Raw genomic sequence first — 22646 nt, 5'->3', positions numbered from 1 at the left:
TTGGAGTTATCGGATGAAAGTTACACTACCTGATTTTCGCCGCGCCGGTGTGCTGGTGGTTGGTGACGTCATGTTGGATCGCTATTGGTATGGGCCGACCAGCCGTATTTCACCGGAAGCGCCGGTGCCGGTGGTCAAGGTTGAGACCATCGAAGAGCGTCCAGGTGGTGCGGCTAACGTCGCGATGAACATCGCTTCGCTGGGGGCCAATTCCCGTCTGGTAGGCCTGACGGGGATCGATGACGCAGCCCGTGCGCTGAGCGCCAAGCTCAACGAAGTTAACGTACGCTGTGATTTTGTCTCGGTTCCTACACACCCGACCATCACCAAGCTGCGCGTACTTTCCCGCAACCAACAGCTGATCCGCCTGGACTTCGAAGAAGGTTTTTCCAACGTCGATCCACAGCCGATCATGGAGCGTATCCAGCAGGCATTGCCACAGATCGGCGCGCTGGTGCTATCAGATTACGCCAAGGGTGCGTTGAGCAAGGTACAGGGCATGATCGCTCTGGCACGCGCGGCCAAGGTTCCGGTACTAATCGACCCGAAAGGCACCGATTTTGAACGTTACCGTGGAGCCACGCTGCTGACCCCAAACCTGTCCGAATTTGAAGCCGTGGTCGGCCATTGTCAGAGCGAAGAAGAATTGGTAACGCGTGGGATGAAGCTGGTGGCGGACTTTGAACTGTCTGCGCTGCTGATCACCCGTTCCGAGCAAGGGATGACGCTGTTGCAGCCGGGCCGTGAGCCGCTGCATCTGCCAACCCAGGCACAGGAAGTGTTCGACGTGACCGGTGCTGGCGATACGGTGATTGGTGTGTTGGCTGCCGCTTTGGCTGCGGGCAATACGCTGGAGGAATCCTGTTTCCTGGCCAATGCCGCCGCAGGCGTGGTGGTAGGCAAACTGGGTACCTCTACCGTCTCGCCAATCGAATTGGAAAACGCCATTCGTGGCCGTGCCGAAACCGGTTTTGGCGTCATGACCGAGGCCGAGTTGAAAAAAGCGGTGGCGCAGGCGCGTCAACGCGGTGAGAAGGTGGTGATGACCAACGGCATCTTCGACATCCTGCACGCTGGCCATGTCTCGTACCTGGCGAATGCTCGTAAATTGGGCGATCGTCTGATCGTCGCGGTGAACAGCGATGCCTCGACCAAGCGTCTGAAAGGGGAAACCCGCCCGGTTAACCTGTTGGAAAACCGTATGGTGGTGTTGGGTGCGCTGGAAGCCGTGGATTGGGTGGTGCCGTTCGAAGAAGATACGCCGCAGCGCCTGATCGCCGATATCCTGCCGGATCTGTTAGTAAAAGGCGGCGACTATCAACCGCATGAAATTGCCGGCAGTGCCGAGGTCTGGGCCAACGGTGGCGACGTTCGAGTGCTGAATTTTGAAGATGGGTTATCAACCACCAACATCATCAAGGCTATCAAGGACGGGCGCGGTTAACATTCTTTGACAGAGGGGCGCTGAACGCTGCGCCCGAAATGACGGCGGGTAAACAGGGTGGTTTGCGGTGAGTGGATTAAGGCAGGAGCTGAGTTTAGCGCAGGGCGTTGGGCTATTGTCCACTTCACTGCTGGGTACCGGGGTGTTCGCCGTTCCGGCATTGGCGGCGCAGGTAGCAGGTGGTGACAGCCTGTGGGCCTGGCCAATCCTGATTGTGCTGGTATTCCCGATCGCTATCGCCTTTGCCGCTTTGGGGCGTCATTTCCCTAGCGCTGGCGGTGCCGCGCATTTTGTGGGGCTGGCTTTTGGGCCACGCATGGCAAAGGTGACCGCGTGGTTGTTCCTCTCCGTGATCCCCGTTGGCTTGCCTGCCGCATTACAAATCGCTGCAGGATTCTGGCAGGCAACCTTTGGCTGGGATGCTAGCGGCCTGTTGCTGGTGCAGATTGCCACGTTGGTGGCAATCTGGCTGCTTGGTACGCGCAGTGCCGGTTCCAGTGCCAATATTCAGACCTTGATTGCCATTCTGGTGATAGCGCTGGTTGGGGCTATCTGGTGGCAAGGCGGTATTGCTCCCTCCCAAATTCCGTGGCCTGCGGTCAGTGATATTTCTCCTCCTAATATGTTCCACGCGTTGGCGGTGATGTTCTGGTGCTTTGTCGGGCTGGAGGCGTTTGCTCATCTGGCGACCGAGTTCCGCGATCCAGAGCGGGATTTTCCACGTGCATTAATGCTGGGGCTGCTGGTGGCGGGGGCGGTTTATTGGGGTTGTACCGTAGCGGTGCTGCACTTCCATGCTTATGGTGAACATCAGGCGGCGGCGGCTTCGTTGCCGGGGATCGTGGTGCAACTGTTTGGCGAACATGCGCTGTGGGTTGCCTGCATCATCGGCTATCTGGCCTGCTTTGCCAGCGTGAATATTTACACCCAGAGCTTTGCCCGCCTGGTCTGGTCTCAAGCGCAGGAAAAGCCTGCCAGTGGTTTGGCTAAACTCTCTGTGGGCCAGGTGCCGGTCAATGCGTTGAGCGCAGTGGTGGGGTGCTGCCTGCTTTTCACCCTGCTGATTTATACCCTGAAGCTGCCGCTGGATACGCTGCTGGTGTATGCCAATGGCATTTTTGTGCTGATTTATCTGCTGTGTATGCTGGCGGGGTGGCGGATCTTGCAGGGGCGCTCGCGGCTGATGGCGATCGTCGGCTCCGCGTTGTGCCTGTTATTGCTGGTGATTATCGGCTGGAAAAGCCTGTATGCGTTGGCGATGTTGGTGCTGATCTGGCTGGTGCTGCCGCGTAAAGCGTCGCCAAACAGTCAGGGCGTGTAGCCACGCCCTCGGTGCAAACTTATTCGCCTTCCGGCTTCACCGGTGCGGCATTCAGTTGGCCTTCCAACTCGGTCAGACGCTGTTCCAGCAGTGCCAGCTTCTCACGGGTGCGCAACAGCACCTGAGTCTGTACGTCAAACTCTTCGCGGTTAACCAGATCCAGACGGGTCAACTGCGCTTGCAGCACCTGACGGATTTTTTTCTCAACGTCTTCCCCGAATTCACGTACGCCTTTGGGCATCGACTCTTGGACCTGGCGTGCGATCTGTTCAATTTTTTTCGGGTCAATCATGGCGTTTCCCTTTCTGATATTTGGTGGCTGGTGCTTAGTGTAATGCGAGTTGCCTGCCGGATAAACTATTACCGTGTTTGCTGCGCGATCCCTCATTACGCGACCGGATGGCTTGAAACCCCAAAGCGATGGGGTTATAGTCGATATGCTTATTCTCAGGGCGGGGTGCAAGTCCCCACCGGCGGTAAATCACCCTTCGCGGTGAAAGCCCGCGAGCGCTCAACCTATCTCTCAGGAGTGGGTTAGAGGTCAGCAGATCCGGTGTAATTCCGGGGCCGACGGTTATAGTCCGGATGGGAGAGAGTAACGACACCTGTCGGGCTTATGCTCGCTTGCGTTATTTTTTTGGCTATTGGCATAGTCACTCCTCAAGATCGCCCTGGTTCTGGTAATCCATAATTTTAATGAGGTTTTTTACCATGAATCAGACTCTACTTTCAGATTTCGGCACGCCGGTAGAACGCGTTGAACGCGCTCTTGATGCACTGCGCAACGGGCGCGGTGTGATGGTGCTTGATGATGAAAACCGTGAAAACGAAGGCGACATGATCTTCGCCGCAGAAACCATGACCGTTGAGCAAATGGCGCTGACCATTCGCCACGGCAGCGGCATTGTTTGCCTGTGTATCACCGAAGATCGCCGTCAGCAGCTTGAGCTGCCGATGATGGTCACCAACAACTCCAGCCAGTTCCAGACGGCCTTTACCGTGACGATTGAAGCGGCGCAGGGCGTGACCACTGGCGTATCAGCAGGCGATCGCCTGACGACTATCCGTGCAGCCATTGCAGACGGTGCCAAGCCGAGCGATTTGAACCGCCCAGGCCATGTGTTCCCGCTGCGTGCCCAGCCTGGTGGCGTCTTGAGCCGCCGTGGCCACACCGAAGCGACTATCGATCTGGTCTCCATGGCCGGTTTCAAACCCGCTGGCGTGTTGTGCGAACTGACTAACGATGACGGCAGCATGGCTCATGCGCCGGAAGTGATCACCTTTGCCAAGCAGCATGACATGGTGGTGCTGACCATCGAAGATCTGGTGGCCTACCGCCAGTCGCATGAAAAGAAGGCCAGCTGATTAGCTGACCGAAATCGGGTAAGGGCGCCGCATGCTGCGCCCTTCTGTATCATCAATGCCCGTCTGAAGCCGCCTGATACGCGGCTTTTTTTATGCTCGAATGGTTTAACCAATGCCGCCGCTTTGCAACAGCGTCAGGCTGAATCCCATCACCGCCATGCCACATAGCACGCCATAACTTGGGTTATTGTGTGGGTCGATCTCTTTGGCCAACGGCATCAATTCATCCACCGACAGCGCCACCATAATCCCCGCCACCGCAGCCATAATTGAGGCCATCACCACCGGTGAAACCATGGGTCCCAGCACCAGGAAGGCCAGTACGCCGCCAAGAATTTCGGCCATCCCGGAGATCCCGGACCACAGCAGAGCCTTGGTTTTGGAACCGGTTGCTGCATACACCGGCCCGGCGACGGCCAATCCTTCAGGAATATTGTGAATGGCCACTGCGAGCGCAATGCCCATCCCCAGTTCCAGATCGGCACTGGCGGTCACAAAGGTGGCAATCCCTTCCGGGAAGTTGTGCAGGCTGATGCCGAGCGTCAGCAGCATGGCGGTGCGTTTCAGGTTATGGGGCTTGATCGGCTTTTGTACCAGGTCTTGCGGATGCTGGTGTGGCAGCAGGCGATCCAAGGCAAAATAGCCAAGCAGGCCAAGCATAAACATGCCGTAGCCGAGCATGGGCGACATGCCGACGGTATGCAGCGCGGCAGGCAGCATTTCCATCAGTGAAATTAACAGCATAATCCCTGCGGCAAAGCCGAGTGCAAACGCCAGCAGGCGGTTGGAGGGCTTCTGGCCAATAATGCCGAGCAGTGCGCCGACAAAGGTAGCGCCCCCGGCTAACAAGGTCAGGATCAGCGGTACAGACATGCATTCTCCTTGTATGCCAATAATATTTATCAGTTTCTGATACTAACAGAGCCAAGGCATAAATCGAGTGGATTTGGCTGATGGTTTCAATCGTTCCAGCCATTCAAATTTCTTGAAGATCATCATCAGGGTTATCCGGCAGCCTCGGTAAAGCAAACAGCGTAATGTAGTCAGCAGAACGAATGTCACCTTAACCAAGGATATTTTATGACCACCTCACGTATGCCTGCACTCTTTCTTGGCCACGGAAGCCCGATGAACGTGCTGGAAGAAAACCGCTATACCCAGGCCTGGCGTGCGTTGGGTGAGCAATTGCCACGGCCAAAGGCCATCGTTGCCGTCTCTGCCCACTGGTATACCCGGGGAACGGCGGTGACGGCGATGGCGAAGCCAAAAACCATCCACGACTTTGGCGGCTTCCCGCAGGCGCTGTTTGATACTCAGTACCCGGCACCGGGTTCGCCGGAGCTGGCGGCAGAGTTGCAACGCCTGCTGGCACCGGTTCAGGTGATTGCCGATACCAGCGAATGGGGCTTGGATCATGGTAGCTGGGGCGTATTGATCAAGATGTATCCGCAAGCCGACATTCCGGTGGTGCAATTGAGCGTCGACGCGACTCAGCCAGCGGAATACCACTATGAGCTGGGCCGTAAACTGGCGGCACTGCGTGATCGGGGCATTATGATTGTGGCCAGTGGCAACGTGGTGCATAACCTGCGCATGGCGAAATGGCAGGGCGACACCAGCCCGTATCCTTGGGCGGAGTCATTCAACCAGTACGTGCGTGATAATCTGGAATATCAGGGCGAACACCACCCTTTGGTCAATTTTATGCAACATGAAGGCGCGGCATTGTCGAACCCGACGCCGGAGCATTACCTGCCGCTGTTGTATGTGCTGGGGGCTTGGGATGGTAAAGAGCCGATCTCGATCCCGGTCGATGGGATTGAAATGGCGGCGCTGAGCATGCTTTCGGTGCAGCTTGGTTGATATAGAAGCCCCTTTGCGGGGCTTCTTATAGTATGAACTTGTAGTCTTCCAATGCCTTAACCGTTTTTGCCATCTCAATTTGAGTGAGAGAAGCTAGAAAACTATCCGCTGTCATGGGGGGATTCTTCAGTGCTTGCCTTAGATTTGTCACCGCCTCAAGTGCTAACGCATGGTTAAGATCAATAAGGTCTGACACGAAGTCGTCAGGATGTATGGCTTCGATACCAAAAGTCGATAAATAATCTACCGGAAAGTCTTTAAGGTTATAAGTGACGATGACCTCAGCGTTTGCAATTATTGCAGCTGCCAGAATATGGCGATCGTCTTGGTCAGGTAATCTAATGCTGTCTACTAATTGTTCGTGGCCTATCACATTCGCATCCGGCATTGCCTTATCCATTAGAGCATGAACGCGATCCAACTGCTCGGCCTACAAATCTCGCCGATTAACCAGTAGATTACGCTTCCACTCGTCGTGGATTCGCGCTGTCCATTTGGGCTGATAAAGACCTCTTAGGCCTAAATGCATCAACAGATCTCGCAGTCTTGCTGGGTAAAGCACACAAGCGTCAAGCAATGCTGGGTAAGGCGAATGCGTCATTAATAGATATCCATATCCTGTGAAAGACGAGTCAGTTCATCCATTGCTGCAGCAGCTTCGATGTCTCGCTGCTCTTTGTAGGCCATAAGGTCTGCAAAGCGTATGCGGCGATGACGCCCTGTTTTATGGAATTCGATTTTGCCTTCTTCTAGCATTTTCACAACATGCGGCCTGGATACATTAAGTAAATTGGCGGCTTCTTGGGTAGTCAATTCCGCATGAACGGGCACAACCTGAACAGCGTTCCCGTTTGCTAGTTCTCCTAGTATCTCAACGAGCATTTTCACCGCAGAAGGTGGAACCTCAATAGCGTGTTCATTTTGCTCATCGTCCCTGATCGAGAAGTGGCGAATATCTAGTTTTGTTGCCAACATCGCCGATAAATCTCGATAACCTTTTTGAGCAATCTCTTTTTCTTGCACACCAGGCAAGTTGATTTTGGAAAAAGTTGCACTGGTCATAATGGCATGTCTCTCTGATTTCTATAGCACGAAATACAATATATTCGAAATAATCGAAAATCGCAATATTCGAAATGCTTGCTGACGCTCTACAAAAAACCTATTACCCCCCGTAACCGCAGGACTCACGGATCACCAGCGAAGGCGGCAGAATGATGCGCTTTGGCGGCTCGTCGTTGCCCTGAATGCGGCTATACAGCAGTTCCCCGGCCTTGCGGCCAATCTCGCGTGAGGCGACGGACACCGTGGTCAGCCCCGGCTGTACCAGGGAAGCCTCGGTAATATCGTCAAAGCCGATTAGCGCAAAGTCGCGGCCTGCCTGGCGGCCAAGCTTGCGCAACGTCTGCATTACCCCCAGCGCCACGATATCCTGATAGCATATTGCTGCGGTGATCTCCGGGTATGCAGTAAACAGCTGCTCTGAGGTTTTGGCACCGGAACTCTGGCTGGCCTCACTGCAAACGATCCATTCCCCGTTAACCTGAATACCCCTTTCCAGCAGCTTGCTGGTATAGCCGCCCAAACGCTGAGCGCGAGAGGTGGAACTGACCGAACCGCCAATAAAAGCAATGTGCCGATGACCCAGATCCAGCAGGTGTTGCGTGGCTAACTGGGTGCCCAAAAAATTGTCGGTGCCGACAAAATCGAAATGGGCATCCGCTATCGGGCGTACCACCATAATCGCCGGGATTTTACGGCGCTTCAGCGTTTCAAAGAACAGCGGTGGAGTTTGGCGTGCGGAGCACAGCACCATGCCACTGGCATTGTTCTGTAACAGCGAGTCGACAAACTTTTGCTGCCTGGGGGCGGACTCTTCGCTGTTGGCCAAAAACAGCATCAACTGGTGGCGTTCCATTTCCTGGCTTAGCCCGGCGGTCATTTCCGCGTAGAACGGGTTGGTGATGTCGTGGAGTAACAGGCCGACCTGATTACTGCTGCGATTGCGCAGGTTGGCCGCCGTCTGATTATAGACATAGCCCAGTTCATCGATGGCGCTCAGTACGCGCTTGCGGGTTTCATCCGAGATGCGGCCACGGTTGCGCAATACCATGGAAACCGTGGCGGTGGAGACGTTCGCCCGGGCGGCGACGTCGGCCAGCGTTATAGTGCTCATTTGCTATCCTGTTTGCAGGCGGGATCTGTCATTAAGGTATAACGATTAACCTCTTATTGGCAAATAACCAAAATAATTTGTGATGGCCATCGCAATAATTTGGGTTTTTGACCGCTTTATCGCCGTTATTTGAGGTTAATCCCGTTAACCAAGCTGTTTAATCATAGGTTAATCGATTAATCTTTGGTTATGTTTTCAGTGCATAGGCAGAAGATTATGTCCGAGCAACATCGTAAGGCAAACTATGACAAGTACCCAGAGCTGGTAGTGCAGGGGTTTGACCGTGCAGCCTGGCAAGGCTGGCCGGGTATCGTGCAGGCCATCGGCAACCATATCGCAGCGCAAGGATTAGCCAAGACAGTGCTGGTGGTGGATTGCTACCACGGCGTGGATATGGCCGAGCTGAAATCGCAGCTGATCGAGCCTTTACGGCCAGCGCTGGTCGTGAACGCTGAACAGGCCAAATACGCTGAAAGCCATATCCACGCTATGATCGAGCGCAACCTGACGGATGACCGGGTGTTTGGCGTATTGTCCTGCCACGAAATGCCGGAGTTTTTTGCCGATGAGGCCATACAACGGCTGCGCGCGGCCATCGCGGCCATCGAGAGTGGTTTGGTGGTGGTGTATGGGCCAGGGGCGGCACTGATCGCCGAAGGGGATGTGTTGGTTTATGCCGATCTGGCTCGTTGGGAGATACAACAGCGCTTCCGCCGGGGCGAATTGGGTAACTGGGGCGTAGCCAACCTGGATGAAGACGTATTGCGCCGTTATAAGCGCGCGTTCTTTGTGGAATGGCGGGTCTTCGATCGTCATAAAACCCCTTTGTTGCAGCGTGCCAACTTTGTGCTGGATACCAATCAGGCGGGTTCACCCAAATTGGTGGCCGGTGCCGCGTTCCACGCCGGTTTACAGCAGGCCACTCAGCAGCCGTTTCGTGTAGTACCGTTCTTTGACCCCGGCGTGTGGGGCGGTCAATGGATGAAGCAACAGTTCGATCTCGACCCGGCGGCAGCCAACTACGCATGGTGTTTTGACTGCGTGCCCGAGGAAAACAGCCTGCTAATGCGGTTTGGTGACGTCAGGGTCGAGATCCCCTCACAGGATTTGGTGCTGCTGTATCCTCGCCCGCTATTGGGCGAACGGGTTCATGCCCGCTTCGGTGCCGAATTCCCGATCCGTTTCGACTTCCTGGATACCATCGGCGGCCAGAATCTCAGTTTCCAGGTGCACCCGATAACCGAATATATCCAGCAGCATTTCGGCATGCACTACACCCAGGATGAGAGCTACTACATTCTGGCTGCGGAGCCGGAGGCCAAGGTTTATCTGGGCGTAAAAACCGGGACCGATCCACAGGCCATGATGGCGGATCTGGCTGCTGCGCAGCGGGGCGAAAAGGCCTTTGATGATGAGCGGTTCGTCAATCAGTTCCCGGCCAGGAAACACGATCACTTCCTGATCCCGGCGGGGACGGTGCATTGTTCCGGCGATGGAGCCATGGTGCTGGAAATCAGCGCGACGCCTTACATTTTCACCTTCAAATTATGGGACTGGGGCCGTCTGGGGCTGGATGGGCTGCCGCGCCCAGTACATCTGGAACATGGCGAGCAGGTGATCGACTGGCAGCGCGATACCGCGTGGGTGCAGGAGCATCTGGTGAACCGTATCGAACCGGTTGCCGAAGGCCAGGGGTGGCGAGAAGAGCGCACCGGCCTGCACGAACGTGAGTTTATTGAAACCCGCCGTCATTGGTTCAGCGAACCGGTGCTGCACCATACCGAAGGGCGGGTCAACGTGCTGAACCTGATCGAGGGGGAAGAGGCGGTCGTCGATAGCCCGGAAGGCCGATTCGCCCCATTTGTGGTGCATTACGCAGAAACCTTTATCGTCCCGGCAGCGGTTGGGGCCTATCGTATCAGCCCTGCTGGCGGCAGCCAGGGCAAAACCCTCGCCACTATCAAAGCCTGGGTAAGGGGATAAACCGATGTTGAAAGTGATGGTGATCTCACATGGCCCTTTGGCGGAAGCGCTGATGGCAAGTGCGCGTATGGTTTACGGCGAGCTGCCGCACACCAGCCACGTCAGCCTGGGCGAAGCCGGTGGCATTGAGGCGTTTAAACAGGACTTTGCTACTGAACTGGAACGGATTAGCCCTGATGCCGATGGTGTGTTGGTGCTGTGCGACCTGTTGTGTGGCACTCCCTATAACGTGGCTTGCCGCCATGCATTCGATCCGCATAACGCGGTGCCGATGGCGGTGGTGACCGGGGTGAACTTCCCCATGCTGCTGATGAGTGCCGATTTGCTGGAGGGTGTGGATGTGCAACATGCCGCACGTGAGCTGGTGGCGCAGGGGGGAGAAACCATCGTGGTTGCCCGCCCGGCGCAAACGGTGCAACAGGACGATTTCTGAGGAGAAACAATGGCGATTTCATTTGTACGTATCGACGATCGGGTGATCCACGGCCAACTGGTGACCCGCTGGGCGAAGGAACTGCCCTGCGACGGGATTGTGGCGATCGACGATGAGGTAGCGGCAGATCCGCTGCTGTCGTCGGTGATGAAAGGAGCGGTACAGGATACCAAAGTTTGGTTGTTCACCGTGGCGCAGGCGATAGAAAAGCTGCCGAAGGTGATCGCCAGCGACAAGCAATACTTCGTGATCGGTAAATCGCCCGTCACGCTGCGCAGGCTGTTGGAAGCCGGTATCGATTTGAAAAACCGTAACCAGAAGATCAACGTTGGGCCGATGTCGGCACGGGCACAAACCGTGACCATTGGTCCTAACCAGTCGGTAAATCACGAAGAGAGCGCCGCCTTTGATTTCCTCAGCGAGCGTGGTCACGCGATCGAATTCCGTCTGGTACCCGACGCCAGCCATTTCAGCTGGTTGGATGCCAAAAAGAAACTCAAACAGGTCTGACTGACAGGAGTTAACTATGTGGTTTGAAGCGACGCTTATCGGGATACTCTGCTATCTCGGCGCGCTGAGTAGCCCTTGGCTGCTGGGGCTGACAGGAGGCTGGTATATTCTCAGCCGCCCGTTGGTGTCCGGTATGCTGGTGGGGGCGATCCTCGGCGATGTACAGACCGGTATCATCATCGGTGTTGCTGTTCAGGCGGTGTATATCGCCATGGTAACACCGGGCGGATCGATGCCGGCCGACCTTAACTTTGTGGCCTTTCCGGCGATTGCGTTGGGAATACTTTCCGGCAAAGGACCGGAGGTGGCAGTCGCGCTGGCGGCGACCATCGGCATCATGGGGACCGTGCTGTTCAACGCCATGATGGTGCTCAATTCCTATTGGAATCACCGTGCGGACGTGGCGGTAGAGCAGGGCGATGAGCGGGGGATCTATCTCAACAGTGCCATCTGGCCGCAGGTGACCAACTTCCTGCTGCGCTTTGTGCCGACTTTTATCGCGGTATTCTTCGGGGCGCGCTACATCAACGCCTTTATGGACAGCCTACCCGCGCTGGTGCTGACCACTATGAACGTGGTCGGCGGCATTCTGCCTGCGGTGGGGATTGCCATTCTTCTCAAGCAGATCATTAAAAACTACAGCATGCTGATTTACTTCCTGGTGGGGTTTATCTGCATCGTGTTCCTCAAGCTGAATATGGTGGCGCTGGTGATTGTCGGTGCGCTGCTGGCACTCATTCACTACAACTATAAGCCAGAGCCGCAGGTTGCCAACGTACAGGCTGGGCCACAGGCCGATGATGAGGATGAATTCTGATGGAAACGCCAACACCCAAACTGAATAAGCAGGATCTGCGCCGCTGCTGGCGCGCCTGGATGATGTATAACCTGTCTTCGATGAGTTTTGAGCGCCTGGAGTCGTACGGTTTTTGCCTGAGCATGATGCCCGCGCTGAAAAAGCTGTATCAGGACAAGCAACAGCGTATCGAGGCGATCCGCCGCCACACCTCATTTTACAATACCGAACCGCAGCTGGGCGCGATCGTCAACGGCATGGTGATCGGGCTGGAAGAGAAGCGGGCCAACGGAGAGCCGATCGACGGTGAAACCATCAACACCTTGAAGGTGGGCCTGATGGGGCCAGTAGCTGGGATCGGTGATTCCATGCTGCCGGGAATGTTGATCCCCATCTTGCTGAGTATCGGCATGGCCTTGGCCGCGGGTGGCAGCGTGATTGGGCCGCTGTTTTATATTATTGCCTTCAGCCTGATCGTCATTCCTGGCTCTTACTGGCTGTTTATGAAGGGCTACAACATGGGGTCCGGCTCGGTGGAGATGCTGGTCAGCAGCAAATCCTCCCGCCTGCGTGAAGCGCTTTCCCTGCTGGGGGTCTTTGTGATGGGGGGCGTGGCGGCCAGCTACGTCAAGCTGGGGACCGGCCTGGAGTTTATCACCAAGGATGGGGTGAACATTCACCTGCAACAGATGCTGGACGGCATTTTCCCTAACCTGATGCCGCTGATCGTGGTGCTGGCCACCTGGTATCTGATGGCCAAGCGTGGGCTTTCACCGGTGAAGGCGATGCTTGGCCTATTGGTGCTGGCCGCTGCTGGCGTCGCCTGCGGTTTATTCTCTTAATTCGTTAGTTACTGGGCGCAACCAAAGGCTGCGCCCATCTTCAATCAAGGCTCAAACCTCAGCCATTTCTCCGCTACGCTGCCCGGCTTGGCAATAAACTGGAAACGCGCTGGATCGGCTTCAAACTGTGTATAAAGCGGTTCATCGCTCAGGCCAAATTCAGCGTAATGGCGTGGCCCTACGGCGTGCAATCTGCCGGATTGATAATGGGGATTTTGTTGCCAGACGATGTTATCGCCCTGCAATAACGGATACCAGGCCAGTCCTTTGTGGGCCCGTACCGCCTCGTACTCGAAGCCGTATTCGCGATCGCACCAGGCGGCGAAGGTTAACGGTTGATGAGGATCGGCGGAAATGGTGGCATGGGCCCACCCCGGCGGCACCAACACTTTTTCCCCTTGCCCGGCATGGACCGCGAAGCAGCGGCCCGGATCTCGCTCGACCCGTTCCTGCATATAGATAATCGCTTTACCCTGCCAGATTTCGTAAAGCTCCGGTGGCGACCAGCCGCTGTGCTGGCTGACGCGGTGAATATGCCCCTGGCTGCGTATCGGTTCACGCCCCAGTTGGCCTTTGGCATAGGTCACAATACCGAAGAGCAACATGCGTTTTTTCAGCTCGGCCAGATGCTGCTGCTTGGCCACATCCATCACGATGGCGTACACCTGCTCTGGGCCGTCGCACTCGGGATCGCGTAGTGAAGGGCGGATCTGGTCCAAGGTGCGGATCTCTGGCAGCGGCCCGATCACCTCGTCTCCATAGCCAAAACCCATTGGATCGTGGGTCACACGCACGTCCAGCCCAAATGGCAACATGGAGTCACTCATATTGCGCCTCCGCTTTCCAGCTATCGCCGTCGGCAAACACCCTTAGTTTGAAGCCCTGTGGCTGCAAGGCGCTGTAATCATGTCCGGCCACCGTTGGCCAGACCGCCAGCGCAGAGAGCACCTCATCACCGATATTGATCAGGCGATGGGCGGTAAAGGAGGGAATATGGTGGACGCTGCCGGGAAATACCTGTTCGAGGATGCAGTCGCCATCCTGATGTTGCAACAACAGCAAGCCCTTGCCGCGTAACCCGAAATAGAACTCGGCCTGTTCACGGCGCTGGTGATAATGGCCGCGAGTCATAAAGAACTCGTCACCCACTTTACCCGGCTGTAGATGCGTAGTACCGACAAACAACTCACCCTCCTGCGATGGGGAAGGCAGCATTTCTACGCTGTAGACGGCAAACTCTGCTGGCATTGCCTGCCAGGCGTGACGATCGGCAAATATCCCCGCCAGGCTGCCCAGGGTCGTGGATTTATGCTGTACATCAGGTGCGGTAAAGCGCCCATCCTGCAGATTTACCTGCGGTGGGATAATGGCGGTCAATTTCATATCTGGTAGCTCCGCCCGAGGAGAACAGACGCTTTTGAGTATACGAGGTTAATCGATTAATCACCAGCGATGGCGCATAAAAAAGGCGCGAAAATTTCGCGCCTCAGACTCAGCTATATTTTAACCAAGAATGATATGCGGGTAGAAGCGTGACAGATCCTGGGTGATCAGCTCGCGATCTTCACGCAGGCCAATGCCGCATGGCTGATCGTTAACCAGCCAGCTACCGATCAGCGTGTAGCTACCCTCAAACTGTGGCAACTGATGGAACTGCTGCACAATCATGCCTTCTTCGCCGTAGGGCCCGTCTACGCGCGCCACTTCCTGGCCGTTCTGAACGATCTGGATGTTGGCACCTTCGCGTGAGAACAGCGGCTTGGTGACGTAATGATCCATTGGTGGGTGATCGTCTTCGGCAAAGTAGGCTGGCAACAGGTTTGGATGATCCGGGAACATTTCCCACAGCAATGGCAGCAAGGCCTTGTTGGAGATGATGCTCTTCCAGGCCGGTTCCAGCCAGCGGACGCCAGCGTCTTCCAGTTTGGTGGAGAACATCTCGCGCAGCATAAACTCCCACGGATAAAGCTTGAACAGGTTACCGATAACCTGATTTTGCAGGTCGGTAAACTGGCCTTTCTCGCCCAGGCCAATCTCTTCCATAAACAGGAATTCGGTCGGCACGCCAGCTTCCAGCGCGCAGTCTTGCAGGTATTGCACCGTACCGCGATCTTCCTCGCTGTCCTGACAGCAGGCCAGATGCAGCAGGCCAAAGCCGTGGTTGGCTTGCAGATCGGCGAAACGCTCGATCAGCTTTTCTTGCAGGCTGTTGTACTGATCGGAGGCCGGATCCAGCTTGCCAGCGTTGATCTGATCTTCCAGCCACAGCCATTGGAAGAACGCCGCCTCATACAGGGAGGTTGGTGTATCGGCGTTGTTTTCCAGCAGCTTGGGCGGATTGATGCCGTCATAGGCCAGATCGAGGCGCGAGTACAGCGAAGGCTGATTAGTGCGCCAGGAGCTGCGAACGAATTCCCAGGTGTGCTTGGGAATGCAGAATTTGGCCATCAGTTGATCGCTGTTGACCACCTTCTCTACCACCTTCAGGCACATCTGGTGCAGTTCGGCGGTGGCATCTTCCAGCTCTTCGATCTGCGCTAACGTGAACTGGTAATAGGCATCTTCACACCAGTAGGGTTCGCCGTACATGGTGTGAAACTGGAATCCAAACTCGGTGGCTTTTTCGCGCCAGTCTGGGCGCTCGCTAATCGCAACGCGTTTCATGCCTTAACCGCCCATGCTACGTGAGCTGGAAGTAGCGCTGCTGCGCTGCATGCTGGTCTGCTTGGCCACGGACTCACCGAAACCACCACGGGTCACGGTATTGGTCACCGCCGGTTTGGGGGCCATGGCGGTTTTTGGTACCGTCATGGAACGGCCACCAGCCGTTGCCGGGCCGTAGCTTTTACCGGAAGCATCAACAAACTTGCCGTTTGCCGGGCTGGCGGCATTTTTAGAGCTGAACAGCGGTTGTTGTGCATAGCCCCCGCCGCCCATCATACGGCCCATCATGTAGCCGGCCATCAGCGGCATCCACATGCTGCCACTGCTTTGTGATTCTGCGGCCATGCCAGCCTGTGCTGGAGCCTGAGTACATTGTGCGTCCCCGAATTCGGCGACGCAGTCTTCGCGAGTGGCATATTTAGGCGCGGTTTTTTCCGCTTCTTTCAGCGCGTTGTTGTACGCGGTGGTGCACTGCTCGCTCATCGACGGGTTGGAGGTTGAACAATCGTCGGCATTTTTATACAGAGACACCGTCTCATCCGCCTGTTCGCAGCCGGCCAGCATAAATACTGCGCTGATCGCCAAAGCCACGGGTGCAACACGGTAGCTGCGCCAGGATTTGCGGAAGGTGTCTTTGTTGATGTTTTTGGTCCGTTTCATCGATATTTATCCCATCATGCGGGCTGTAATCGCCCTTGCCCAGTAGTGCTCGATAGGATAGGGGAAAGATGCTCAAAATTAAAGCTGAAATGCCCGTAGAGCCCACTCTTTACGCACTTATACGTTAGGGTGTGCGCCAGTTCGCTTTACGGCGCATAACCGCAGCAAAAGCGTTACATAATGGAACGTTTTGCCTGAAGCTATGTTCCATTATGTAACGTTTTTTTCCTTGCTCGCCAACCTGAGCGCAAGCCGTATAGTCAGCAACAGAACAATGCGTCGATACCTACATCTGAAATCTGAACGTTACCTGTTAACGTCCCTACAAGGAGTCAGTTATGTTGAGAATCATCCAATCCCCCAGCAAATACATCCAGGGAGCCAATGCGTTGGCTTCCGTTGGCGAATACGCCAAGGCCCTTGCCGACCATTACTTTGTGATCGCCGATGACTTCGTCATGAAACTGACGGGCGATACGGTGATGGGCAGCCTGCATCAGCACGGGGTGAAATATCATGCCTGCACCTTCAATGGCGAATGCTGCCACAAGGAAATCGATCGTCTTGGCCAGGAGTTGAAAAACCACGGCTGCAAAGGGGTGATCGGTATCGGCGGCGGTAAAACGTTGGATACCGCCAAGGCAATTGCCTATTACCAGCATGTGCCGGTGGTATTGATGCCGACCATTGCTTCGACGGATGCGCCGACCAGCGCGTTGTCGGTGATCTACAGCGAAAGCGGTGAGTTCGAAGAATACCTGATCTACCCCTCCAACCCGAATATGGTGGTGATGGATAGCGCCATTATCGCCAAAGCGCCGGTCCGTCTGTTGGTCGCGGGCATGGGCGACGCGCTCTCCACTTACTTTGAGGCTCAGGCCTGTTTCGATGCTCAGGCCACCAGCATGGCAGGAGGCAAATCCACGCTGGCGGCGCTCAATCTGGCGCGTCTGTGCTATGAAACGCTGTTGGCTGAAGGCGTTAAGGCCAAGCTGGCGGCAGAGTCTGGGGTGGTCACTGAAGCGGTGGAACGCATCATCGAGGCCAATACCTATCTGAGCGGTATCGGTTTTGAAAGCAGCGGCCTGGCGGCGGCGCACGCCATTCACAACGGCTTTACCGTGCTGGAAGAGTGCCATCATCTGTATCACGGGGAAAAAGTGGCGTTCGGTACCCTGTCGCAACTGGTGCTGCAAAACAGCCCAATGGCGCAGATTGAAACGGTACTGAACTTCTGTCAGCAGGTCGGGCTGCCGATCACCCTGGCGCAGATGGGCATCACCGGCGAACTGACAGAGAAAATCAGTAAAGTGGCAGAGGCCAGCTGTGCCAAGGGTGAAACCATTCACAACATGCCATTTAGCGTGACACCGGAAAGCGTACTGGCGGCCATCCTGACGGCAGACAAGCTGGGTAGCGCCTGGTTGCAACGAGCATAAATCATCGGGCGCGGTTAACGCGCCCGCTGTTCCCTACAGAGGAATTCATTGTGAAAAAGCTAATCAATCAGGTCGATTCGGTGCTTAACGAACAGTTACTCGGCATGGCCGCCGCTCATCCGGAGTTGCAGGTGCATCAGGATCCCGTGTTTGTGACCCGTACAGCGGGGCCGGTCCCTGGCAAAGTGGCGATCCTGTCAGGCGGTGGTAGCGGCCATGAGCCGATGCACTGCGGTTTTGTTGGTGAAGGAATGCTGGACGGTGCCTGCCCGGGGGAAATTTTCACTTCGCCGACGCCGGATAAAATGTATGACTGCGGCCAGGCCATCGACGGCGGTGCCGGGGTGTTGCTGATCATCAAGAACTACACCGGTGACATCCTGAATTTTGAAACGGCGACCGAATTGCTGCATGACAGCGGCGTATCGGTGGCCACGGTGCTGGTGGATGATGATGTGGCGGTTAAAGACAGCCTGTTTACCGCTGGCCGACGTGGCGTTGCCAACACGGTACTGATGGAGAAACTGCTCGGCGCGGCGGCGGTACGGGGTGACGACCTGGACGCACTGGTGACGCTGGGGCACAAAATCAACAACCAGGGTCACTCGCTGGGGATCGCTCTAGGCGCTTGCACCGTGCCTGCGGCAGGTAAGCCATCGTTTACCCTGGCAGAAAACGAGATGGAGTTCGGCGTTGGCATTCACGGTGAACCGGGGATCGAACGACGGACGTTCACCACCCTCGATCAAACGGTGGATGACATGTTTGCTACCCTGATCGACCACGGTGATTATCAGCGTACAATCCGCGTTTGGGATCGCCAGCAGGGAGAATGGCGTGAAGAGATCCAGAGCAAGCGGGCCTTGGCGCAGGGCGATCGGGTGATTGCACTGGTCAACAACCTGGGGGCCACGCCGCTTTCCGAACTGTACGGGGTGTATCACCGTTTAGCACAGCGTTGCGCCGCAGCCGGGATCGTGATCGAACGTAATCTGGTGGGGTCATATTGTACCGCATTGGATATGCAGGGGATTTCCATCACTTTGCTGCAAGTGGATGACGAATTGTTATCGCTGTGGGATGCGCCGGTGAACACGCCAGCGCTGCGCTGGGCTTGAGGAGGAAACATGACATTAGGCAAACAGCAGGTCGTTGAGTGGTTGATGCGTTGTGGTGAGGTATTTACCCGCGAACGTGATTTCCTGACTCAACTGGATAGCGATATTGGCGATGGCGACCACGGCCTGAATATGAATCGTGGCTTTAACAAGGTGGTGGAAAAGCTGCCCTCGGTGGCGGATAAGGATATCGGTTTTATTCTCAAGAACACTGGCATGACGTTGCTTTCCAGCGTAGGCGGTGCCAGTGGTCCATTGTTTGGCACCTTCTTCATCCGTGCGGCTCAGGCGGCCAACGCCAAGCAGAGCCTGGATCTGGCGGAGTTGCAGCAGGTGATGCAGGAAGGGGCGGAAGGCGTAGCGATGCGCGGCAAGGCTGAGCCGGGCGATAAAACCATGTGTGATGTCTGGGGACCGGTGGTCGCCAGCCTGGGCGAGTCGCTACAGCAGCAGCTCAGCGTGACTCAGGCGCTGCAACAGGCCGCTGCTCGGGCAGAGCAGGCTGCACAGGCCACCATCGTAATGCAGGCCCGCAAAGGGCGCGCCAGCTATCTGGGCGAACGCAGTATCGGCCACCAGGATCCGGGGGCAACCTCTGTGATGCTGATGATGCAAACGCTGGCCCAGGTGGTCGAGGAGGCGGGATGATCAATATCGTGGTGGTTTCGCACAGTGCGCAATTGGCGCAGGGTGTTGAACAACTGGCCCGCCAGATGATGCGTGGGGAAGGTTGCAAACTGGTGCTGGCGGCGGGGGTGGATGATGAATTACACCCGATTGGCACCGATGCGGTGAAAGTGATGGAAGCGATCGAGTCCGTATCCGATGGGACGGGGATCGTGGTGCTGATGGATCTCGGCAGCGCTTTATTGAGTGCGGAAACCGCGCTTGAGCTGCTCGACCCAGAAGTGGCGGCCAAGGTGGTGCTGTGTGCGGCACCATTGGTTGAAGGCACGTTGGCGGCGGTCGTGGCGGCTAACGCGGGTGGCAGCCTGGAACAGGTGCTGGCGGAGGCGAAAGGGGCGTTGCAGGCCAAGCAGGCCCAGCTTGGCGAGGAGGTGTCTGTCAGCAAACCCCTGAATCTACCGTTGAGCCAGGGTAAAAGCCTGAGCTGGACGGTACAAAATCCGCACGGGCTGCACGCTCGCCCGGCGGCGCGTTTGGCAGAGGCTCTGGCTCCCTTTGAGGCTGAACTGGTGCTGGAAAAACACGGCCAGTGTGCCAACCCGCGCAGCCTGAATCAGCTGGCGCTGTTGCAGGTTCGCCACGGCGACACCATCCGCCTGATTGCCGATGGTGCCCAGGCCGATCAGGCGTTGGCAGCTTTCAAGGCGTTGGCGGAGCAGCATTTTGGTGAAACCGTGTCTGAGCAGCAACTGCCTTCGCTGCACGGTATTCCAGTGGAGGAAAGCATCAGTAGCGGCCCGGTATACCAGGTGTTGAACTTCTGGCCGCAAACGGCCGAGCGCCAACTTGGGGCCGATGACGTGCTCGATGAGCAGCAGCGCCTGCGCATCGCATTGCAGCAAACGCTCAACGACCTGAACAAGCTGGCGGATCGCACCGGTACCCTGATCGGCAAACCGCAGGCGGCGATCTTTGGGGCGCACAGCATGCTGTTGGACGATCCCGATCTGCAACAGGCCGCCTTCACCCGTATCGCCCAGCAGCAATGCAGCGCGGAACAGGCGTGGCGGTTGGAGCTGGAGCAGATTGCCGCCGATTATCGGGCGCTGGATGATGAGTATTTACAGGCGCGTGAACTGGACGTGCGTGACATGCTGCGCCGCACGCTGAGCCATCTGGCAGGGCAGCCTATCCCGGCGATCGTGCTTGATGAGCCAGCGATCCTGGTTATGGATGAGTTGATGCCTTCCGACGTCGTAATGCTCGACCGCCGTATGGTGCTGGGTATTTGCCTGAGTGGCGGTAACGCTTTGTCTCACACTGCGATCCTGGCCAAAGCGATGGGGATCCCGATGGTGGTAGGCATGAGCGAATGCTTGAGCAAGACCCGCAACGGCCAGAAAGCGATGCTGGATGCGGCGCGCGGTACCTTGCAGCTCAGTCATTAAGCCCGAAGTTTGAATTGGCTGATATCAATCTGCAACAGTTTGATCTTACGCCATAAGGTGGTGCGGCTGATGCCTAACAGCTGCGCCATCTCATTAAGCTGGCCGTGGCTGACGTTGGCCACGCGGATGATCGCCTGTCGCTCCATTTCTGCCAACGTCAGCAGCGGCATGGCTGGCTGAGTGTCGCTTTCCACTAACGGCTGATGGCTGAGCAGGTGAGCGGGCAGATCGGCCAGTTGGATATGATGGCCGTGGCAAATCATCGCGGCACGTTCTATGACTCCTTTCAGCTCCAGATCGTTACCCGGCCACAGGTAGAGGCCAAGCTGGGTCATCGCCTCATTATCCACCCGGAAGCGGCACTGGAAGTGTTGTTCCAGGGCACGCAGATGGTGCTGGACCAGCAAAGGGATATCGCTCAGACGCTGGCGTAGCGGCGGAATTTGGATCTCGAAGGCTTGCAGGCTATAAAACAGCTGACGGCGGAAACGGTTCTGTTGTACCAATAGCGCCAGATTGGCGGCGCTGGTAGCGATCACCCGTACGTTTACCGGGATCACGCGGCTGGAATTCATGCGCATCACCACGCCGGTTTTTAGCACCTGCAGTAGGGCGGACTGCATAGCCAGCGGTAGGTATTCGACCTGCTCAAGATATAGCGTGCCGCCGTTAGCCAGTTCAAACTTGCTGAGCTGGCCCGCCTCATCTTCATTGGCATCGCTGCCCAGCAGTTCCCTTAACCCTTGCGCCTCGGGTAACAACTGGCAATTCAAGGCGATATAAGGCCCGGCGGCGCGCTCGCTGGCATTATGGATGGCTTGGCTGACCAGCTCTTTCCCCACCCCTTCTTCACCGCACAGCAAAATCGGGTGATGGCCTTTCGCTGCCTGCTGGCCATAGCGGATCAGGCGGCGCATTTCCTGGGTTCCCGAAGGCATCTGTTCAAAGGTATGGCTGACCCGGCCAATCTGGCTGCTGACGTACTGATGCAGCCTTTCCAGAGGATGCAGCAAAGCGATAAAGCTACAGTGTTCACCGTCCAGGATCGGTTTGAGGGTGAGCAGCGTGGCGATAAACTGGCCCTGGCTTTCAAAGGTAACTTCTACATGCTGTAACGGCTGGCGTTGATTGATGGCGCGGTTAAGCAACGCCGGTAGCGTCAACAGCTGTGCCAGCGGTTTGCCCTGGCTTTGCTGTTCGTGCAGCTTCAGCATGGCGGCGGCGCGTGGGTTGATATATTGCAGGTAACCCCGATGATCCCAGGCCATGACGCCGTCGTCTACGCTGTCCAACAATCCGTTGAGCTGGTTGAGATGGCGATTGGATTCGGCCAGCAGGCCATCGGCGTTCAGGGCATTACCGATCTCCCGGGCGATCGCCAGGATCAGCGAGAGATCGCCCGCGTTGCAATCGGCCAACTGGCAGCCCAAAGCCAGCATCCCGCGCTGACGGCCGCTATGATCATGCACCGGTGCGGCGCAAAATGACCAGCCATGCAGCGCCTGGCGTACGTGTTCATCGCCGTGGATCTGTACCGGGTGGCCTTCCGATGCGGCCAGAGAAGGGGCATTGGTGCCGATATCGCCTTCAGCCCAATAAGCGCCGGGTGCAAAGCCCAGCTTGAGCAACTGTTCAATGGTCGACTTGTCGCCGCATTGCCACAGCGTGCAGCCGCTTTCATCGAGGATCAGCAGCACGCAGTGGCGCTGTTCCATATATTCCCAGGCATCCTCCAACGCCGCCTGTCCCAGCGTAATAAAATCATTCTTACGTTGGCAGATAGAGTTAAAAGTGGTGCCGAGGGCGCGGTGTGGGGCTTTCCACACGCCGGGTTGCATCAGGTGGCTGCAACGCAGCCAGGAGGCATAAATGGCCGGGGAGGGGCGCAACTGTGGCGGTAATACGCCTTCGGTGATCAACCGTTGCCAGAGTGAAGCGTTATCCATCAGAGCCCGTT

At 56.5% G+C, this 22646-nt stretch carries 23 protein-coding genes and 1 riboswitch; of the genes, 13 read left to right on the top strand and 10 right to left on the bottom strand.

The annotated features are described in order from the left end of the window. Window positions 1–13: 13 nt before the first annotated feature. A complete protein-coding gene (gene hldE, locus ACRDCA_RS22485; RefSeq protein ID WP_025119961.1) occupies window positions 14–1444 on the top strand; it encodes a bifunctional D-glycero-beta-D-manno-heptose-7-phosphate kinase/D-glycero-beta-D-manno-heptose 1-phosphate adenylyltransferase HldE in 1431 nt (476 codons plus the stop codon). A 67-nt stretch (window positions 1445–1511) separates the two neighbouring features. Then, the gene (gene yjeH / locus ACRDCA_RS22480; protein WP_438691506.1) at window positions 1512–2765 is read left to right on the top strand and encodes an L-methionine/branched-chain amino acid transporter; all 1254 of its coding nucleotides are present in this window, start codon (window positions 1512–1514) and stop codon (window positions 2763–2765) included. Between the two features lie 19 nt (window positions 2766–2784). Here yjeH and ubiK read toward each other — a convergent pair whose 3' ends face one another. After that, a complete protein-coding gene (gene ubiK, locus ACRDCA_RS22475; RefSeq protein ID WP_438691505.1) occupies window positions 2785–3057 on the bottom strand; it encodes a ubiquinone biosynthesis accessory factor UbiK in 273 nt (90 codons plus the stop codon). Between the two features lie 147 nt (window positions 3058–3204). Beyond that, window positions 3205–3366, top strand: a riboswitch (FMN riboswitch). A gap of 110 nt (window positions 3367–3476) precedes the next feature. Between ubiK and ribB the strand changes: the two genes are divergently transcribed. Then, window positions 3477–4130: a 3,4-dihydroxy-2-butanone-4-phosphate synthase gene (gene ribB / locus ACRDCA_RS22470; RefSeq protein ID WP_025119958.1), complete on the top strand. Its 654-nt coding sequence runs from the start codon at window positions 3477–3479 to the stop codon at window positions 4128–4130. A gap of 105 nt (window positions 4131–4235) precedes the next feature. Here ribB and zupT read toward each other — a convergent pair whose 3' ends face one another. Further along, on the bottom strand, window positions 4236–5003 hold the full coding sequence (gene zupT, locus ACRDCA_RS22465; RefSeq protein ID WP_025119957.1) for a zinc transporter ZupT: 768 nt from the start codon (window positions 5001–5003) through the stop codon (window positions 4236–4238). A 207-nt stretch (window positions 5004–5210) separates the two neighbouring features. Between zupT and ygiD the strand changes: the two genes are divergently transcribed. Further along, the gene (gene ygiD, locus ACRDCA_RS22460) at window positions 5211–5993 is read left to right on the top strand and encodes a 4,5-DOPA dioxygenase extradiol (protein WP_438691504.1); all 783 of its coding nucleotides are present in this window, start codon (window positions 5211–5213) and stop codon (window positions 5991–5993) included. A 25-nt stretch (window positions 5994–6018) separates the two neighbouring features. Here ygiD and ACRDCA_RS22455 read toward each other — a convergent pair whose 3' ends face one another. From ACRDCA_RS22455 to ACRDCA_RS22445, 3 genes are all read right to left on the bottom strand, one after another. Next, the gene (locus ACRDCA_RS22455) at window positions 6019–6381 is read right to left on the bottom strand and encodes a hypothetical protein (protein ID WP_438691503.1); all 363 of its coding nucleotides are present in this window, start codon (window positions 6379–6381) and stop codon (window positions 6019–6021) included. Between the two features lie 212 nt (window positions 6382–6593). Next, window positions 6594–7055, bottom strand: coding sequence for a helix-turn-helix domain-containing protein (locus ACRDCA_RS22450; RefSeq protein WP_438691502.1), 462 nt, complete (start codon window positions 7053–7055; stop codon window positions 6594–6596). Between the two features lie 103 nt (window positions 7056–7158). Next, window positions 7159–8169: a LacI family DNA-binding transcriptional regulator gene (locus ACRDCA_RS22445; RefSeq protein WP_438691501.1), complete on the bottom strand. Its 1011-nt coding sequence runs from the start codon at window positions 8167–8169 to the stop codon at window positions 7159–7161. Window positions 8170–8385: 216 nt separating this feature from the next. On the opposite strand from ACRDCA_RS22445, the gene ACRDCA_RS22440 reads away from it, so the two are divergent. The 5 genes from ACRDCA_RS22440 to ACRDCA_RS22420 are packed head-to-tail and all read left to right on the top strand — an operon-like array spanning window position 8386 to window position 12733. After that, window positions 8386–10152 carry a class I mannose-6-phosphate isomerase gene (locus ACRDCA_RS22440; RefSeq protein ID WP_438691500.1) on the top strand — a complete coding sequence of 589 codons (1767 nt, stop codon included), beginning with the start codon at window positions 8386–8388 and terminating at the stop codon, window positions 10150–10152. A 4-nt stretch (window positions 10153–10156) separates the two neighbouring features. Continuing rightward, window positions 10157–10585 carry a PTS sugar transporter subunit IIA gene (locus tag ACRDCA_RS22435; RefSeq protein ID WP_438691499.1) on the top strand — a complete coding sequence of 143 codons (429 nt, stop codon included), beginning with the start codon at window positions 10157–10159 and terminating at the stop codon, window positions 10583–10585. A 9-nt stretch (window positions 10586–10594) separates the two neighbouring features. Further along, window positions 10595–11095, top strand: coding sequence for a PTS system mannose/fructose/N-acetylgalactosamine-transporter subunit IIB (locus ACRDCA_RS22430; protein ID WP_223498499.1), 501 nt, complete (start codon window positions 10595–10597; stop codon window positions 11093–11095). Window positions 11096–11111: 16 nt separating this feature from the next. Then, window positions 11112–11912 carry a PTS mannose/fructose/sorbose/N-acetylgalactosamine transporter subunit IIC gene (locus tag ACRDCA_RS22425; protein ID WP_438691498.1) on the top strand — a complete coding sequence of 267 codons (801 nt, stop codon included), beginning with the start codon at window positions 11112–11114 and terminating at the stop codon, window positions 11910–11912. Next, complete coding sequence (locus ACRDCA_RS22420) at window positions 11912–12733, top strand: PTS system mannose/fructose/sorbose family transporter subunit IID (protein ID WP_025119950.1); 822 nt, start codon at window positions 11912–11914, stop codon at window positions 12731–12733. Before ACRDCA_RS22425 ends, ACRDCA_RS22420 begins: the two co-directional genes overlap by 1 nt. Before the next feature lie 44 nt (window positions 12734–12777). Here ACRDCA_RS22420 and ACRDCA_RS22415 read toward each other — a convergent pair whose 3' ends face one another. The 4 genes from ACRDCA_RS22415 to ACRDCA_RS22400 all read right to left on the bottom strand — a co-directional run bounded on the left by ACRDCA_RS22415 (window position 12778) and on the right by ACRDCA_RS22400 (window position 16057). Continuing rightward, complete coding sequence (locus ACRDCA_RS22415; protein WP_438691497.1) at window positions 12778–13560, bottom strand: glucose-6-phosphate isomerase family protein; 783 nt, start codon at window positions 13558–13560, stop codon at window positions 12778–12780. Further along, on the bottom strand, window positions 13553–14116 hold the full coding sequence (locus ACRDCA_RS22410) for a glucose-6-phosphate isomerase family protein (protein WP_438691496.1): 564 nt from the start codon (window positions 14114–14116) through the stop codon (window positions 13553–13555). Before ACRDCA_RS22410 ends, ACRDCA_RS22415 begins: the two co-directional genes overlap by 8 nt. A gap of 120 nt (window positions 14117–14236) precedes the next feature. Continuing rightward, window positions 14237–15397, bottom strand: a complete 1161-nt coding sequence (locus tag ACRDCA_RS22405) for a glutathionylspermidine synthase family protein (protein ID WP_438691495.1) — start codon at window positions 15395–15397, stop codon at window positions 14237–14239. Between the two features lie 3 nt (window positions 15398–15400). After that, window positions 15401–16057 carry a DUF1190 family protein gene (locus ACRDCA_RS22400; RefSeq protein WP_438691494.1) on the bottom strand — a complete coding sequence of 219 codons (657 nt, stop codon included), beginning with the start codon at window positions 16055–16057 and terminating at the stop codon, window positions 15401–15403. Between the two features lie 338 nt (window positions 16058–16395). Here ACRDCA_RS22400 and ACRDCA_RS22395 point away from each other — a divergent pair, with 338 nt between their 5' ends. The 4 genes from ACRDCA_RS22395 to dhaM are packed head-to-tail and all read left to right on the top strand — an operon-like array spanning window position 16396 to window position 20689. Then, on the top strand, window positions 16396–17496 hold the full coding sequence (locus ACRDCA_RS22395; protein WP_438691493.1) for a glycerol dehydrogenase: 1101 nt from the start codon (window positions 16396–16398) through the stop codon (window positions 17494–17496). Window positions 17497–17546: 50 nt separating this feature from the next. Continuing rightward, complete coding sequence (dhaK, locus tag ACRDCA_RS22390; RefSeq protein WP_438691492.1) at window positions 17547–18614, top strand: dihydroxyacetone kinase subunit DhaK; 1068 nt, start codon at window positions 17547–17549, stop codon at window positions 18612–18614. 9 nt (window positions 18615–18623) lie between these two features. Beyond that, window positions 18624–19262 carry a dihydroxyacetone kinase subunit DhaL gene (gene dhaL / locus ACRDCA_RS22385; RefSeq protein ID WP_438691491.1) on the top strand — a complete coding sequence of 213 codons (639 nt, stop codon included), beginning with the start codon at window positions 18624–18626 and terminating at the stop codon, window positions 19260–19262. Further along, a complete protein-coding gene (gene dhaM, locus ACRDCA_RS22380; RefSeq protein ID WP_438691490.1) occupies window positions 19259–20689 on the top strand; it encodes a dihydroxyacetone kinase phosphoryl donor subunit DhaM in 1431 nt (476 codons plus the stop codon). Before dhaL ends, dhaM begins: the two co-directional genes overlap by 4 nt. Here the strand turns inward: dhaM and dhaR are convergent. Then, window positions 20686–22635: a dihydroxyacetone kinase operon transcriptional regulator DhaR gene (gene dhaR / locus ACRDCA_RS22375; protein ID WP_438691489.1), complete on the bottom strand. Its 1950-nt coding sequence runs from the start codon at window positions 22633–22635 to the stop codon at window positions 20686–20688. The two genes, dhaM and dhaR, sit on opposite strands and share 4 nt — an antisense overlap. Window positions 22636–22646: the final 11 nt, after the last annotated feature.

It is taken from the genome of Serratia sp. (in: enterobacteria) (assembly GCF_051654945.1).
GTDB lineage: Bacteria > Pseudomonadota > Gammaproteobacteria > Enterobacterales > Enterobacteriaceae > Chania.
The sequence above is the reverse complement of the archived record's forward strand: the minus strand, read 5'-3'. Positions and strand labels throughout refer to the sequence as shown.

Coding starts and splice junctions, on each gene's coding strand:
- hldE (WP_025119961.1), top strand. CDS start 14: ATGAAAGTTACACTACCTGATTTTCGCCGCGCCGGTGTGCTGGTGGTT.
- ubiK (WP_438691505.1), bottom strand. CDS start 3,057: ATGATTGACCCGAAAAAAATTGAACAGATCGCACGCCAGGTCCAAGAG.
- ribB (WP_025119958.1), top strand. CDS start 3,477: ATGAATCAGACTCTACTTTCAGATTTCGGCACGCCGGTAGAACGCGTT.
- zupT (WP_025119957.1), bottom strand. CDS start 5,003: ATGTCTGTACCGCTGATCCTGACCTTGTTAGCCGGGGGCGCTACCTTT.
- ygiD (WP_438691504.1), top strand. CDS start 5,211: ATGACCACCTCACGTATGCCTGCACTCTTTCTTGGCCACGGAAGCCCG.
- ACRDCA_RS22455 (WP_438691503.1), bottom strand. CDS start 6,381: ATGCCGGATGCGAATGTGATAGGCCACGAACAATTAGTAGACAGCATT.
- ACRDCA_RS22450 (WP_438691502.1), bottom strand. CDS start 7,055: ATGACCAGTGCAACTTTTTCCAAAATCAACTTGCCTGGTGTGCAAGAA.
- ACRDCA_RS22445 (WP_438691501.1), bottom strand. CDS start 8,169: ATGAGCACTATAACGCTGGCCGACGTCGCCGCCCGGGCGAACGTCTCC.
- ACRDCA_RS22440 (WP_438691500.1), top strand. CDS start 8,386: ATGTCCGAGCAACATCGTAAGGCAAACTATGACAAGTACCCAGAGCTG.
- ACRDCA_RS22435 (WP_438691499.1), top strand. CDS start 10,157: ATGTTGAAAGTGATGGTGATCTCACATGGCCCTTTGGCGGAAGCGCTG.
- ACRDCA_RS22430 (WP_223498499.1), top strand. CDS start 10,595: ATGGCGATTTCATTTGTACGTATCGACGATCGGGTGATCCACGGCCAA.
- ACRDCA_RS22425 (WP_438691498.1), top strand. CDS start 11,112: ATGTGGTTTGAAGCGACGCTTATCGGGATACTCTGCTATCTCGGCGCG.
- ACRDCA_RS22420 (WP_025119950.1), top strand. CDS start 11,912: ATGGAAACGCCAACACCCAAACTGAATAAGCAGGATCTGCGCCGCTGC.
- ACRDCA_RS22415 (WP_438691497.1), bottom strand. CDS start 13,560: ATGAGTGACTCCATGTTGCCATTTGGGCTGGACGTGCGTGTGACCCAC.
- ACRDCA_RS22410 (WP_438691496.1), bottom strand. CDS start 14,116: ATGAAATTGACCGCCATTATCCCACCGCAGGTAAATCTGCAGGATGGG.
- ACRDCA_RS22405 (WP_438691495.1), bottom strand. CDS start 15,397: ATGAAACGCGTTGCGATTAGCGAGCGCCCAGACTGGCGCGAAAAAGCC.
- ACRDCA_RS22400 (WP_438691494.1), bottom strand. CDS start 16,057: ATGAAACGGACCAAAAACATCAACAAAGACACCTTCCGCAAATCCTGG.
- ACRDCA_RS22395 (WP_438691493.1), top strand. CDS start 16,396: ATGTTGAGAATCATCCAATCCCCCAGCAAATACATCCAGGGAGCCAAT.
- dhaL (WP_438691491.1), top strand. CDS start 18,624: ATGACATTAGGCAAACAGCAGGTCGTTGAGTGGTTGATGCGTTGTGGT.
- dhaM (WP_438691490.1), top strand. CDS start 19,259: ATGATCAATATCGTGGTGGTTTCGCACAGTGCGCAATTGGCGCAGGGT.
- dhaR (WP_438691489.1), bottom strand. CDS start 22,635: ATGGATAACGCTTCACTCTGGCAACGGTTGATCACCGAAGGCGTATTA.